Source organism: Pseudomonas brenneri, assembly GCF_007858285.1.
In the GTDB taxonomy this organism is placed as follows: domain Bacteria; phylum Pseudomonadota; class Gammaproteobacteria; order Pseudomonadales; family Pseudomonadaceae; genus Aquipseudomonas; species Aquipseudomonas brenneri.
In genome coordinates this window covers 59,366-73,744 of record NZ_VFIL01000019.1, presented here as the reverse complement: position 1 = coordinate 73,744, position 14,379 = coordinate 59,366, and the positions used below count along the sequence as shown (strand labels likewise).

Annotated in this window: 10 protein-coding genes and 1 rRNA gene; 5 read left to right on the top strand and 6 right to left on the bottom strand. The window is 61.8% G+C overall.

Annotated elements, in window-relative coordinates:
* The 5 genes from rrf to FJD34_RS27165 form a co-directional block, all read left to right on the top strand.
* A 5S ribosomal RNA gene (gene rrf / locus FJD34_RS28950) occupies positions 1 to 82 on the top strand; the annotation flags it as partial.
* 259 nt (positions 83 to 341) lie between these two features.
* A complete protein-coding gene (mrdA, locus tag FJD34_RS27180) occupies positions 342 to 2,234 on the top strand; it encodes a penicillin-binding protein 2 (RefSeq protein WP_032862978.1) in 1,893 nt (630 codons plus the stop codon).
* A gap of 116 nt (positions 2,235 to 2,350) precedes the next feature.
* Positions 2,351 to 2,863 (top strand): sigma-70 family RNA polymerase sigma factor, encoded by a 513-nt coding sequence (locus FJD34_RS27175; protein ID WP_032862980.1) that lies wholly within the window; start codon positions 2,351 to 2,353, stop codon positions 2,861 to 2,863.
* Entirely contained in the window at positions 2,860 to 3,834 is a 975-nt protein-coding gene (locus FJD34_RS27170; RefSeq protein WP_090291488.1) for a FecR family protein, read from the top strand. The genes FJD34_RS27175 and FJD34_RS27170 overlap by 4 nt, the downstream gene beginning before the upstream one ends.
* Before the next feature lie 110 nt (positions 3,835 to 3,944).
* Positions 3,945 to 6,359: a TonB-dependent siderophore receptor gene (locus FJD34_RS27165; protein ID WP_223232760.1), complete on the top strand. Its 2,415-nt coding sequence runs from the start codon at positions 3,945 to 3,947 to the stop codon at positions 6,357 to 6,359.
* Position 6,360: 1 nt separating this feature from the next.
* On the opposite strand, the gene FJD34_RS27160 is transcribed toward FJD34_RS27165, so the two are convergent.
* The 6 genes from FJD34_RS27160 to FJD34_RS27135 all read right to left on the bottom strand — a co-directional run bounded on the left by FJD34_RS27160 (position 6,361) and on the right by FJD34_RS27135 (position 14,218).
* Positions 6,361 to 7,332 (bottom strand): cyclase family protein, encoded by a 972-nt coding sequence (locus FJD34_RS27160; RefSeq protein ID WP_032862984.1) that lies wholly within the window; start codon positions 7,330 to 7,332, stop codon positions 6,361 to 6,363.
* A 28-nt stretch (positions 7,333 to 7,360) separates the two neighbouring features.
* Positions 7,361 to 8,119, bottom strand: a complete 759-nt coding sequence (locus tag FJD34_RS27155) for an SDR family oxidoreductase (RefSeq protein WP_032862985.1) — start codon at positions 8,117 to 8,119, stop codon at positions 7,361 to 7,363.
* 32 nt (positions 8,120 to 8,151) lie between these two features.
* Positions 8,152 to 9,600: an aldehyde dehydrogenase family protein gene (locus FJD34_RS27150; RefSeq protein WP_065942293.1), complete on the bottom strand. Its 1,449-nt coding sequence runs from the start codon at positions 9,598 to 9,600 to the stop codon at positions 8,152 to 8,154.
* Positions 9,601 to 9,602: 2 nt separating this feature from the next.
* Positions 9,603 to 10,709 (bottom strand): tartrate dehydrogenase, encoded by a 1,107-nt coding sequence (locus FJD34_RS27145; protein WP_065942294.1) that lies wholly within the window; start codon positions 10,707 to 10,709, stop codon positions 9,603 to 9,605.
* 116 nt (positions 10,710 to 10,825) lie between these two features.
* On the bottom strand, positions 10,826 to 11,713 hold the full coding sequence (locus tag FJD34_RS27140) for a LysR family transcriptional regulator (RefSeq protein WP_065942295.1): 888 nt from the start codon (positions 11,711 to 11,713) through the stop codon (positions 10,826 to 10,828).
* Between the two features lie 282 nt (positions 11,714 to 11,995).
* The gene (locus FJD34_RS27135; protein WP_090291484.1) at positions 11,996 to 14,218 is read right to left on the bottom strand and encodes a TonB-dependent receptor; all 2,223 of its coding nucleotides are present in this window, start codon (positions 14,216 to 14,218) and stop codon (positions 11,996 to 11,998) included.
* Positions 14,219 to 14,379 lie beyond the last annotated feature (161 nt).

The window sequence follows — 14,379 nt, the reverse complement described above, 5'->3', positions numbered from 1 at the left end:
CCATCCCGAACTCAGTAGTGAAACGATGCATCGCCGATGGTAGTGTGGGGTTTCCCCATGTGAGAGTAGGTCATCGTCAAGATTAAATTCCGAAACCCCAATTGCGAAAGCAGTTGGGGTTTTGTTTTGGGCGCTCGGAAAGGGGGCAGCTGCAAGCTTCAAGTTTCCAGCTGCAAGATTCCAAGCCCGCCCCATACCCGCTTGCAGCTTGTAGCCACTGCCGTCCGGCCAATTCAATACAAAGTGTTTCGGTATTTTTGGTATGGTGCAGCACCTTTTCCAAGGACTGGCCTTCCAACCGCAGGACGCGGCATCACCTCTTCCCACGAGATGCTGTAGAAATGCCTGAAGTTATACCGATCAAGGACCACGAGAAAGAACACCGCCTGGTCAACAAGCGCCTGCTGGCTTGTGCAATGCTGGTATTGGGCATTACCTGTGCCTTGGTTGCACGGATGTATTACCTGCAAGTCGTGGAGTTCGACTATCACTCCACCATCTCCGAAAACAATCGGGTTCATGTCCTGCCCATCACCCCGACCCGCGGCATGATCTATGACCGCAACGGCGTGGTCCTGGCCGATAACCGCCCCAGTTATAACCTGACAATCACTCGCGAACGGGCGACCGACCTCAGAGGCGAGTTGGACTCGATCATCACTCTCCTGCACCTGCCAGCCGAAGACCGTACAGTCTTTGACAAGGCCCTGAAGCAGGCGCGTCACCCATTTGTGCCCGTGACGTTGTTCTACGAATTGACGGAAGAACAGATTGCCATATTGGCCGTCAACGAATTCCGCCTGCCTGGCGTGGATGTCGAGCCGCAGTTTGTGCGTCACTACCCTCTGGGCGCGCACTTTGCTCACTCCATCGGCTACGTAGGTCGTATCAACGAAAAAGAGTCCAAGGAACTGGATTCGGTCGAGTACCGAGGCACGCAATCCATCGGTAAAACCGGCGTCGAACGTTTCTACGAGCCACAGTTGCACGGTCATGTCGGTTATGAAGAAGTCGAGACCAACGCTCAGGGCCGGGTGCTGCGGGTACTCAAGCATACCGATCCGATCCCGGGCAAAAACATCGTCCTGAGCCTGGATATCAAGCTCCAGGAAGCTGCCGAAGAAGCCCTGGGTGATCGTCGCGGCTCAGTGGTTGCCCTGGATCCGCAAACCGGTGAAGTCCTGGCGATGGTCAGCAAACCCAGCTTCGACCCCAACTCATTCGTGACCGGCATCAGTTTCAAGGAATACTCCGCGCTGCGTGACTCCATCGACCGTCCCTTGTTCAACCGCGTACTGCGCGGGCTCTATGCGCCGGGCTCGACGATCAAGCCGGAAGTGGCCATCGCCGGTCTCGACAGCGGTGTGGTCACCGCGCAGACCCGGGTCTTTGACCCCGGCTACTACCAACTTCCGGACTTCGACCACAAGTACCGCAACTGGAACCACAGCGGCGACGGCTGGGTGGATATGGACGCCGCCATCATGCGTTCCAACGACACCTACTTCTATGACCTGGCCCACAAGCTGGGGATTGATCGTCTGCACGACTACATGGCCGAATTCGGTCTCGGCCAGAAAGTTTCCCTGGACATGTTTGAAGAGTCCGCCGGCCTGATGCCGTCCCAGGCCTGGAAGCGCGCGACCCGTCGCCAGCCCTGGTTCCCGGGCGAAACGGTGATCCTCGGCATCGGCCAGGGCTATATGCAAGTCACGCCATTGCAATTGGCCCAGGCCACCGCGTTGATCGCCAACAAGGGCGTGTGGAATCGCCCGCACCTGGCCAAGACCATTGACGGTGTTCCGCCCGTGGACGAAAACCCGATGCCCAATGTCGTCCTCAAGAATCCGCACGACTGGGATCAGGTCAACCACGGCATGCAAATGGTGATGCATGATCCACGCGGCATTGCCCGTGCGTCAGCCGCCGGTGCGCAGTACCGAATCGCCGGCAAGAGCGGTACCGCGCAGGTGGTTGCGATCAAGCAGGGCGAGCGCTACAACCGTCTGAAGACCCGCGAGCGCAACCGCGATAACGCATTGTTCGTCGGCTTTGCCCCAGCGGAGCATCCCCGGATCGTGATTTCAGTGATGATCGAAAATGGCGAGGCGGGCGGCCGTGTGGCAGGCCCTGTGGTACGCCAGATCATGGATGCCTGGCTGCTTGATCAGCAGGGCCACCTTAAACCGCAGTACGCGGCGCCCGCCAAGACTTCGGGTGAGCCTCGCGTGTGAAAGAAAGGGTTTACGCCACCCAGAGTGCGGGACCGCCCGATAGATAAGCGATTGCATTTCGCTACAATCTACGACGATAATGAGATGAGTTATCATTAACATCTCTGGCTGCCCGCGTGTCTACTCCTACCGATCCCAAGGTTCTCCTGGCAACGCTGTATGACGATAACCATCGCTGGCTGCGCGCCTGGTTGTATCGTCAGCTCAAGTGCCCACAGGATGCTGCGGACCTGACCCAAGACACGTTTATCCGCATTCTGGATGCGCGCCAGCTCAACCAACTCGATGAGCCCCGTGCGTTTCTCAGTACCGTGGCCCGTCGGCTGTTATTCAGTTTCTGGCGACGCAAGCGCCTGGAGCAGACTTACCTCGACAGCCTGGCGCAGTTGCCGGACGCCTACACACCTTCGGAAGAAGACCTGGCCCTGGTACGTGAGGCCCTGGAAAGCATCGATCGCCTGCTCAATGGCCTGCCGCCTCGGGTACGGCAGATCTTTATGCTCAACCGTCTCGAAGGCTTGTCGCAGCCTGTCATCGCCCAGCAGTTGAAGGTGTCGCTGGCCACCGTGGAGCGCGATCTGCGGCGGGCTTTCCTGCACTGTCTGGCCGAATCGGCGGACCTGACATGAGCCAGCCCAAGGTTGACGCCACGACCCGCGCCGCCGTGGATTGGTTGCTGCGCCTGGAGGCGGCGGCTGAAGATCCGTCAGTGCGTCAAGCCTTCGAAACGTGGCTGCGGGCCAATCCCCAGCATGCGATTGCCTGGCAGCGGGTCGGTAGCTTGCTGCAGCAGCCGATTGCCGACTTGCAGCGCGTCGAAGCCCGTAGCCCCGGTCAGTTACGTGCCGTGACCCAGGCCCTGGCAGCCCCGGACTCCGAGTCGCGGCGCAAAGTGTTGCGTGGCAGCCTGGCCCTGGTGTTGTTCGGTATCAGTGGTGCCGCGATTTTCGACCGGGCCCAGCCGCTCAATGGCCTGTGGGCCGATCGCCACACCGCCACCGGCGAGCGCAAGACCTTCGAGTTGGCCGATGGCAGTCGCCTGAGCCTCAACGCCCGCAGCTCGGTGGATATCCATTTCACCGACACCCGCCGCCTGGTGCGCCTGCGCGAGGGCCAAGTGTTTGTTGATGTCGCCGCCGACCCGCGCCGACCGTTTGTGATCGCCACCGCCCAGGGAGAAGTCCAGGCCCTGGGCACACAATTCATGGTGCGCCAGGAGGCCACCGGCAGCCTGACCTCGGTGCAGTTGCACAGTGTCCAGGTCACCACCTCCGGTGGCAGCCAGCGCCGTGTAGAGGCGGGGGAGGCGGCGTGGTTCAGCGACAGCGATGTGCGTCCGGTACCGCTTTCGGTGCGCACCCGGGCGGACTGGCGCGATGGTCGAGTCGATATCCGGGATGAGCCCCTGGGCCTGCTGATCGACGCTCTGCGTCCGTATCGCCGAGGTGTGCTGCGGGTCAGTGAGCAAGCCTCGAAAGTGCGCATCTATGGTGTGTATCCACTGGATGACCCGGAGCAGACCCTGGCCTCGCTGGCCCAAACCTTCCCCCTGCGGATCAGCCATTACGGCCCCTGGTTGACCCTGATTGATGTGCGCTGAAGGCTCAATGGGAATTATTTTCACTCAGCGTGAGGGGATCGCTGATCTCGCGAGTCAAGGTTAGGGAACGCCAACCTGACAATGAGCATCCTCACCCTATGGCACCCTTGATGATCCGCCCCTGCCTGTTGACCCTGGCCGTAACCCTGGCCGTGATCGGCCACCCTGCTGTCGCCCTGGCCGATACTGACGCCAGTGCCCCGCACTATTTCAATCTACCTGCCGCCGCCCTAGGCGATAGTCTGAGCCGGCTGTCGCGGGAAAGCGGACGCACGCTGTCGGTCGCCCCAGCCTTGCTGCAAGGCCGCCGTGCGCCCGCGTTGCAGGGCCAGTACAGCCCCGAGCAGGCCGCACAGCATCTGCTGGCCGGTAGCGGCCTGGGCTTGACGGTCACCGAGAACGGCACCTGGAGCCTGTATCTGCTGCCCGAGGGCGCGCTTAATCTCGGCGCCACCACCGTCACCGGCCAGGTCGCAGAAAATGCCTGGGGCCCGGTGGATGGTTATGTGGCTACTCGCAGCGCCACGGCCACCAAGACCGATACACCGATCCTGGAAATCCCGCAGACCGTCAACGTGGTCACCGCCGACCAGGTCAAGGTCCAGGGCGCGCGCAACCTGACCCAATCCCTGCGCTACACCCCAGGCATGGACACCAACGGCTACACCGATCGCAATACCATCGCTGATGAGCTGGGCAGCCGCGGCTTCTCTCCCACTTTGCTGTACCTCGATGGTGCCTACCTGCCTTACGCCGGTAGCCTCGGCGGTGCGCCACAAATCGACCCCTACACCCTGGAACGTATTGAGGTACTCAAGGGGCCGGCGTCGGTGCTGTTCGGGCAGAACCAGCCTGGCGGGATGATCAACCTGGTATCCAAACGGCCCACCACTGAAGCGCGGCACCAGGTCAAGTTCGGCGTGGGCAGCTACGACCGGGTCAATGGCGCCCTCGACTTCAGCGGTCCCATCGATGACGCGAAGACTCTGAGCTACCGCCTGATCGGCCTGGCCCGCGACGGCAACGAGATGGTCGACCACGCCACCGACAGCCGCACCTTGCTTGCTCCCAGCCTGACCTGGGCGCCGACCGAAGACACCGCCCTGACCATTTATGCGCAGATCCAGCGCGATAAATCCCTGGCCGATTACCAGGCGCTGCCGGCCATCGGCACGCTGTACCGCAACTCCAAGGGCCAGCACATCGACCGCGACACCTTCCTCGGCGATTCCGATTGGAACAACTACATCCGCGATCAATATGTGCTGGGCTATGACTTCTCCCACGCATTCAACGACAACCTGGAATATCGCCAGACGGCTCGATTCACTGACGTCAACGACCGCTACAAAGGCTTCTACCTCAATCGCTTCGTCGAACTGCCCGACGGCAGCACCGACGATACCCGCGCCAGCCGCACCAAACTGGACTGGCGCCAACACAACAGTGCCTACACTATCGATAACAACCTGCAGGCCAAGTTCGCCACCGGTGCCCTTGAGCACACCTTGCTGGTGGGCTTCGATCACCGCGAGTTCACCCGTAAATACCAGGGCTACAACCTCTATGGCGCGGAAATCATCGACCTCTACAAACCGTCCAATTACCACACCTTTGGCCAGCCGCAACTGACCACCAAGTGGAACAACACGGTCAAGCAGACCGGCCTGTATGCCCAGGACCAAATCAAGTTCGACCGTTTCATCCTCACCATGGGCCTGCGTGAAGACTGGGCCGAAGTGATCAACCGCGACCTGCTGGACCGCAGCACGGTGTCGCAGAAAGACAAGAAACTCACGCGTCGCGTGGGCCTGACTTACCTCACCGACTTCGGCCTGGCCCCCTACGTCAGCTATGCCGAGTCGTTCCTGCCAAGCGTCGGCCGTCTGGCCCCGGCACGCGGTGGCGGCGCCTACAAGCCGGTAGAGGGCGAGCAATATGAAGCGGGGGTCAAGTACCAGCCCAACGACCAGTCGCTGCTGACCTTGTCGGTGTTCCAGATCAAGCAGAAAAACGTCTTGACCGGCGATCTGGTCTATCGCGAATACCAGTTGCAAGAAGGTGAAGTGCGCTCACGCGGCGTCGAGTTCGAAGGCAAGGCCCGTTTTGGCCAGGTGGAGTTGATCAGTGCGCTGTCGTACCTGGACGCGATCTATACCAAGAGCAACTACGGCGAGGAGGGCAACCGCAGTGAGGCGCAAGCCCCGTGGAGCGGCAGCGTCTGGGCCGACTACCATTTTGCCAGCGATGCCTTGGCCGGCCTGACCGCAGGTGGCGGTGCGCGTTACACCGGGAAGAAATACGGCGACTCGGCCAACACCTTCAAGACCCCGTCGTTCGTCGTGTACGACGCCACTGTCAGCTACGACCTAAGCCGCCTGGGTCCCACATTCAAGGGCGCTGAAGCCAGCCTCAACGTGCAGAACCTGTTTGATCGCGAGTATGTCTCGTCCTGCAACTACGCCTTCGGTTGCTACTACGGCCAGGAGCGCACTGCGTCCCTGGCCGTGTCCTACGATTGGTGAGCTACTTGATCACCACCGGGTTCACCGGCGCGCCGCTGCCACCGACAATCTTCAACGGTGCGGCGGTGTAGAGGAACTTCCACTGGCCGTCGTCGGCACAATCGGCGGCCAGATCCTCCAGCAGCACGATCTCGGTAAAGGCGATGCCGAGGTTGCGCATCAACGCGCAATGCAATGGAATCTGCACCCCCGATACCGGATCGGTGATCACCTCGTTGGCGATGGTGTCGGTCACCAGGTTGGGGATTTCCATGGCGTGGAACCACTCCACCAACTCCCGGCTGTAGGTCAGGCCAGGCTCCACCAGGTCCTTGAAGAATTCGGTCTTGCCATACTCGTAGAAGGCGCCCATGGAGCCGGTGCGGATGATCAGGATGTCGCGTTTTTCGATGGTCACGCCCTGGGCCTTGGCGGCCGCCAGCAAGTCCAGGTGATTGAAGGTTTCGCCACGGCCCAGGTATTTCTTGCCGCGATGGCGGGCCATGTCGATCAGCACCGCGCGCCCGACCACGCCACGTTCGGCAATCGCCAGCACACTGGCCTTGGCCATGCCGCCGACGGTGCTCATGGCGTCGTAGCCGTTCCACAGTTGGTTGTCGTACCAGGCATGCCCGAGGGCGTCGTACTGGGTCGAGCCTTGCAACTGCATGAAGATCACATCGTCGCAATAGGCCGCGCCGCCAGTCATTTCGGGTTGCTTGCCGAAGTGATAGTGGCTGTGGTCCAGGGTATTGAAGCGCATCGACGGGTTGCGTGCAGGCCACATCGGGTCGCCGCCCGGATGGCCGATCTGCACTTGCAGGGTAAAGGTCTTGCCCTGGCGCACCGAGGCCACGCCGCGCAGTACTTCGGCTTCGGTCAGGTAGTTGAGGGCGCCGACCTCATCGTCCGGCCCCCATTTACCCCAGTTCTTTGGCAGGCCTTCGAGTAATTGCTTGGTGCTCGGTTCGTTCTTGTTATGTAAGTCACACATATCGACTCCGATCCCTTTGGTCGTTGAGTTACACGCAGCGCCCGCCATCGACTTCAAGGCAGGTGCCGGTGATGAATGCCGCTTCGTCCGAGGCCAGGTACAGGCAGGCATTGGCCACGTCTTGCGGGGTGGAAAAACGTCCCAGGGGAATGGTTGCCATGAACTTTTCGCGGTTTTGCGGGGTGTCCGGCACGCCCATGAACTCACTGAGCAACGCCGTTGCGCCGACCACCGGGTTCACGCAATTGACGCGGATATTGTCCGGCCCCAGCTCCGCCGCCATGGTCTTGCTCATGACCACCACCGCGCCCTTGCTGCCGTTATACCAGACCAGTCCCGGGCGCGGGCGGATCGCCGCAGTCGAGGCAATATTGACGAACACGCCGCCGCCCTGGCCGCGAAAGTGCGGCACGAAGTGCTTGGCACTGAGGAAGATGCTTTTGACGTTGACTGCGAACACCCGGTCGAACTCGGCCTCGTCCACTTCCAGCATCGGCCGGTTGCGGTGGGTGGTGCCGGCGTTGTTGATGACAATATCCAGCCCACCGAATTGCTCCAGGGTTGCCCGCAGCAGGGCGCCGACGCTTTCGTCGTTGGCCACGTTGACCTCGATGAAATGCGCATGTCCGCCGCTGGCTTTGATCTCATTGACCACCCGCTGGCCGCCGGTGGCGTTCATATCGGCGACGATGACTCGTGCTCCCTGTTGGGCGAAGGTCTTGGCGATGCCTTCGCCAAAGCCGGAACCGGCGCCGGTGACGATGGCCACTTTGTTTGCTAGACGCATGGAGTGTTCTCCTTTCTTGTTGTTGTAATGGCTTAGCCGTGTTTGATCGCAATGGTCTTCAAGGTGGTAAAGCCCAGCAGGGCCTCGAAGCCTTTTTCCCGGCCATAACCGCTGGCCTTGACGCCGCCGAAGGGCAGTTCAACCCCGCCGCCGGCCCCGTAGTTATTGATGAAAACCTGACCGCAACGCAGCTTGCGGGCCAGGCGCATTTGCCGGGCGCCGTCGCGGGTCCACACGCCGGCGACCAGGCCGAAATCGGTGCCGTTGGCCAGGCGGATGGCCTCGGCTTCGTCGTCGAAGGGCATCACGGCCAGTACCGGGCCGAAGACTTCCTCCTGGGCCAGGCGGCTGTCGGGCGGCACGTCGCGAAACAGCACCGCTTCCTGGAAGTACCCGCCACTGTCGGCCTCGGCCACCACCTGGCCGCGCGCGGCCACGGTGATGCCGGCCTGTTCGGCTTCGCGCACGAACTCGCGCACCAGGCGTTGCTGCTTCTGGTTGATCAGCGGGCCCATATCCAGGTCCAGCGCTGAGGGCCCGGTGCGCAGCTCGCAAAAACGCTGGCTGAGCCCGGCCAGCACCGTTTCATACACGCTGCGCTCCACCAGCAAGCGGCTACCGGCAGAACAGGTCTGCCCGCAGTTCTGCACGATGGCATTGATCAGCACCGGCAAGGCTTCATCCAGGTCCGCATCGGCGAACACCAGTTGCGGTGATTTGCCGCCCAGTTCCAGGGTCACCGGGCAATGTCGCTCAGCGGCCGCTTTTGACACCGCAGTGCCGGTCACGCTGGAGCCGGTAAAGGAGATGTGATCGACACCCGGATGGCTGCACAATGCCGCGCCCGCTTCGTAGCCATAGCCGGTCACCACATTGATCGCGCCGGCCGGAAAACCCACTTCGGCGGCGATCTGTGCCAGGCGCAGCAGCGACAGGCTGGCATCCTCGGCGGGCTTGATCACACAGGCATTGCCCGCCGCGAGGGAGGCGCCGACGCTGCGGCCGAAGATCTGCATCGGGTAGTTCCACGGGATGATATGCCCGGTCACCCCATGGGGTTCGCGCACGGTCAGCACTGTGTAGCCGTTCTGATAGGGCAGGGTTTCGCCGTGCAGCTTGTCGGCCGCGCCGGCGTAATACTCGAAATAACGGGCGAGGGCAGTGGCATCGGCCCGCGCGACTTTCAGCGCCTTGCCGGTGTCCCGGGCTTCGATCTGCGCCAGCTCTTCGTGATGTTCCAGCACAGCCACGCCGAGTTTGGCCAGCAGGCGGCTGCGCTCCAGGGCCGACAATGTGCCCCATGGGCCAGCGAAGCTCTCGCCCACGGCCTGGCGGGCGGCGCTGACGGCGGCATCGATATCGGCAGCATTGCCACGGGCGATGCTGGAGTAGGTTTCGCCGCTGCTGGGGTCGATCACCGGGATGTCTTCCCGTGACGCCGAGGCTTGCCATTGGTTGGCGATGTAGTGTGCATTGATCATGTTCAACTCCTGTTCCCGGCGACGCATTCGGCGATGGCCACGCCCACTTCAATCGTACTGGCGCTGCCGCCCATTTCCCGGGTGCGTGGCCCTTCGGCAAGTACCGTCTCGATGGCCGAGACAATCGCCGCTGCGGCCTGCTGGTAAAGCGGGTCGCCATTGCCCAGATGTTCGATCATCAACGCAGCCGACCAGATCTGCCCGATGGGGTTGGCCACGCCCAGCCCGGCAATGTCCGGTGCCGAACCATGCACCGGCTCGAACAGCGATGGGTAGCGCCGCTCGGGATTGAGGTTGGCCGACGGGGCAATACCGATGGTGCCGGTACAGGCTGGGCCGAGGTCGGAAAGGATGTCGCCAAACAGGTTGGAGGCCACCACCACGTCAAACCAGTCCGGGTGCTGCACGAAATGCGCACACAGAATATCGATGTGGAATTTAGCGGTCTTGACGTCCGGGTAGCGCTGGGCGATCAGGTTCACCCGCTCGTCCCAGAACGGCATGGTGATGGAAATACCGTTGGATTTGGTGGCGGCCACCAGGTTCTTGCGCGGGCGCTGCTGCGCCAGTTTGAAGGCATAGTCCACCACCCGGTCCACGCCTTCGCGGGAGAAGATCGACTCCTGCACGGCGATCTCGCGCGGCGTGCCTTCCCACATCCGCCCACCGACGCTGGAGTATTCGCCCTCGGTGTTTTCCCGCACCACGATAAAGTCGATATCCCCCGGCACACGGCCGGCGAGGGGGCAGGGCACGCCGGGCATCAGGCGTACCGGGCGGATGTTGACGTACTGGTCGAACTGGCGGCGGATCTTCAGCAGCGACTCCCACACCGCCGTGTGGTCGGCGATGATGTCCGGTGCGCCCACGGCACCGAAGAAGATCGCATCATGGCTGCCGATCTGCTCGGCCCAATCGTCCGGCATCATGCTGCCGTGGGCCAGGTAGTGTTCGCTGCACCAGGCAAAGTGATCGAACTCAAAGGCAATGCCGAAACGCCGGCTGACGGCCTCCAGTACACGCAAGCCTTCGGGCACCACCTCGCGGCCGATACCGTCGCCGGGGATCACGGCAATACGATGGGGGGTGCTGGTCGTGGAATTGGACACGCCGTGTCTCCTGTTTTTGTTGTTGTCAGTGAGGCGGGGACATTCTTGGCACAGGTGCAGCGGTGGGGGAATTGCTGATTGTGGAAGTGGCCTTCGCAAAATTCGAAGGCCAGCGGTTATGCGTGATTACAGGCGCTGAGGTAGTCGAATAACGCCAGGCTTGTAGGCGAAGGCTGTTGCTGGCGCATGCAAAGGTACATCTGGCGGTCGGCCCAGGGGTCGTCGATTTCGATAAAGCGCAAGGCCATTTCCTTGCGAAAGATCTGCACCGCGCCCTGGGGCAGTACGCCAACCCCTTGGCCGGCGGCAATCAGCCGGCACACGGCTTCAAAGCTGCGCACCTGGACCCGCAGGCGCAGCGGCATGCCAATCGCGGCGGCGGCTTCGGTGATCAGTGCGGTGATGGCGGCGTTATCTTCCAGGCCGACGAAGTCGTAGCCCAACAAATCCTCAAAGCGCGCATGGCGCATCTTGAACGGATGATCATCGGGCACCAGCAGGCACAGGCGGTCCTGGCAGTAAGGGACAAAGCGCAATTCCTCGCCGCCCGGCTGGGTGGTGACGATGCCTACATCAGCCACGCCATCGCGCACTGCCTGCAGGATTTCGCGGCTGCGCTCCTCACGGATATCCAGGCGGATACCAGGGTGCAGGGCGTTCCACTGGGTCAGTTGGCTGGGCAGTTGCTGGCTCATCGCTGAGCTGTTGGCGTACAGGCACACGCGGCCGGTGGCGCCCTTGGCATAGTCGGCGAGGTCGGCGTGCATCACGTCTACCGCGCGTAAAATCGACCCCCCATGCTCGGCCAACACCTCGCCGGCCGCCGTTGGCGAGACACCGGTGGAGGTGCGGTGCAACAGGGCGACTTTGAAGTGCTGCTCCAGCAACGACAGGCGCCGGCTGGCCGCTGACAGCGAGAGGTGTGACTGCTCGGCCGCGCGGGACAGATTGCCCAGCTTGACCGTCTTGAGGAACAGCTCGATGGAGGTAAGGTCGGGGGCCATGCCAGAGTCCTTGTGCGCGGTTGGTGAAAACTACGCAGTTGGGACCGGGCTGTCCAATAGCCTGCCAACTCAACATACTTTGTGAATGCTGTCGGTGTGCCCGGATTTTCGGCCTGATACAGACCAAAATGTGGGAGCTGTCGAGCTTTAGCGAGGCTGCGATAGCGGTGGCTCAGGCGATATTTCTGGTACCTGTGCCGCCGCCATCGCAGCCTCGCAGGGCGAGACAGCTCCCACAGAAGATTAGCGCGGGGTCCGGGATTTCAGTCTGTAAGGTGGGGCTCAGAACTCAATGCTTGCCGACAGCTTGGCCACCCGTGGATCGCCTTGGGTCATGTAGCCGCCGATTGCCGATGCCCAGTATTTGGTATTGGCCACGTTGTCCACCGTGAGCCCGAGGCTGACATCGCGCTGGTCCACTTTGAAGGTGTAGCGTGCGCCCACATCAAAGCGATTCCACGTCGGCAGGCTGAGTTTATTGGCAGCATCGACGTACTGCCCGCCAGTGCGCAGCATGCGTCCGTTGAGGGTCACGCCTTGCAGGCCCGGCACATCCCAATCCACGCCGGCATTGAACTGGAAGGACGGCACACCAATCGCCCGGTTACCGTCGTTGGCACCGTTCTGGGTGTTCGTGAGTTCGGTTTTCATGACCGTCACACCACCGAGCAGGCGCAGGCCGGCCAGCGGCTCGCCGAACACATTGAGTTCTACACCTTTGTTGATTTGCTCGCCTTCACGCACGAAGCGTGCGGTGGTGGCGTCGATGATCTGGCTGTAGCCGGCGCCGGGCTGCTCGATGCGATACACACCCAGGGTTGCGCCGTAGGTGCCCATGTCGACCTTGACCCCGGCCTCGATCTGCTTGGAACGTGCGGGTGCAAAAGCCTGGCCGCCGCCAATCACCGTGCGGCCAAGGGCATTGACCGGTGAAACAGGCCCCTTGGCCAACCCTTCAATCCGGTTGGCATACAGCGACACATGCTCCCAAGGCTTGAACACAATGCCGTACACCGGTGTGGTAATCGACTCATCGTAGTTGGCCGTACGGCTGCCGCTCATGTAGTTGTAACCCTGCACCACCATTTGCTGGCGGCGCAGGCCCAGCGTGACCAGCAGGCGATCATCGATAAATCCAAAGGTGTTGGACACCGCCGCGCTGCGCATAAAGCTCTTGGCGGTGATGGTCGGGTCGCTGAAGTCGGTGCCAGGGGTATTGCGTGGGTTGTTCCGGCGCGGTTCGGCGCCGGTCACCGGGTTGTAGATATTGGTGCTGGTCCTGGCGCTGTCGAACACATAGGCGTTACGTGCCTCGGTCCAGATCCCGGCCAGGCCGAAGTTCAGGCGGTGGCTCACCGGCCCGGTCTGGAACTTGCCGTTCAAACCGGCCATGGCGCTGCTGTTGTCTTCTTCGTGGGCGATGGTCGAGGCGCTGGATTGTGCATTGCCCAGGTTGTCGTTGATGGTCACCGAGGAGTACCGGCCCATCTCCCGGGTGTGCTTGGCACCGCCTGCTGCGTAGGCGGTCCAGTTGTCATTCAGGTCATATTCGGCACGCAGCATGCCCAGGGTGTCTTCAATATTGGTCATGCTCCAGCGCGGGGCGTAGTTGGTCTCGGCCGAAGGCGCGTCGGGTACCAGGGTCACTGCCGAGCCGAGGAATACCGAGTTGCGCCCGCCATTGACGCGCTCCTTCTTATAGACGAAGTCTCCCGACAGGCGTAACGCATCGCCACGGTAATCCAGGCCTGCGGCAAACAGTTTGGAGCGCTGGTTCTCATTGTCGGTCGCGGTATCACCTTCACGCTGGGACAGGTTCACCCGCGCGCCAAAACGATTGTCCTCGCCAAAGCGCTGGCCGATATCCAGATGCTGACCCATCCGGCCTTCGCTGCTGATATCGGTGCTGAAGCGGCGCAGCGGCACATCGTCGGCGCGCTTGGGTTGCAGGTTCACGCCGCCGCCGATACCGGAGCCCGAAGGCGTTACCCCGTTGATAAAGGCGTTCGGGCCCTTGAACACTTCCACGCGCTCCAGGGCGTCGGTGGACATGATCTGCCGGGGCAGGATGCCGTACAGGCCGTTGAAGGAAATGTCATCGCCATTGAGTGGCAGGCCACGAATCACGAACAACTGTGACTGGTTGGCGTACCCCGAAGCCTGGCGCACGGAAGAGTCGTTGAGCAGTACATCGCCGACGGTCTCGGCCTGTTGGTCGCGAATCAGTTGTTCGGTGTAGGACGCCATGCTGAACGGCACGTCCATGATGTCCTGGTTGCCCAATACACCCAACTGCCCGCCGCGTGCCACCTGGCCACCGGCGTACACCGGAGGCAGGGCGCCGGGGATGATGGCCTCGGCGCTGATGCTGGTGGCGCCCAGCTCCAGGGCCTGGTCAGTCTGTGGCGGCTGTTGAGGGGCGCCATGGGCCGCGAAGCTCAGGGAGCAGCACAGGGCAAGCAGGGTCGGGCGAAACGGCACGGCGAGTCGTGTACAAGTGGGCATGGTCGATCCGGACGGCGAGCCGTCAATGTGAGGAAAGGGGGGCAACAACGTTGCGCTTCCTCACTGCGCGAATACGACTCCAGTGCAAATGATAACAAATGCTAATTGGTGTTTTACAAGTTTATTTGCAATGTACAGTCTGTCTGAAGGTCAGAAATTTC

Coding starts and splice junctions, on each gene's coding strand:
- mrdA (WP_032862978.1), top strand. CDS start 342: ATGCCTGAAGTTATACCGATCAAGGACCACGAGAAAGAACACCGCCTG.
- FJD34_RS27170 (WP_090291488.1), top strand. CDS start 2,860: ATGAGCCAGCCCAAGGTTGACGCCACGACCCGCGCCGCCGTGGATTGG.
- FJD34_RS27165 (WP_223232760.1), top strand. CDS start 3,945: ATGATCCGCCCCTGCCTGTTGACCCTGGCCGTAACCCTGGCCGTGATC.
- FJD34_RS27160 (WP_032862984.1), bottom strand. CDS start 7,332: ATGTGTGACTTACATAACAAGAACGAACCGAGCACCAAGCAATTACTC.
- FJD34_RS27155 (WP_032862985.1), bottom strand. CDS start 8,119: ATGCGTCTAGCAAACAAAGTGGCCATCGTCACCGGCGCCGGTTCCGGC.
- FJD34_RS27150 (WP_065942293.1), bottom strand. CDS start 9,600: ATGATCAATGCACACTACATCGCCAACCAATGGCAAGCCTCGGCGTCA.
- FJD34_RS27140 (WP_065942295.1), bottom strand. CDS start 11,713: ATGGCCCCCGACCTTACCTCCATCGAGCTGTTCCTCAAGACGGTCAAG.
- FJD34_RS27135 (WP_090291484.1), bottom strand. CDS start 14,218: ATGCCCACTTGTACACGACTCGCCGTGCCGTTTCGCCCGACCCTGCTT.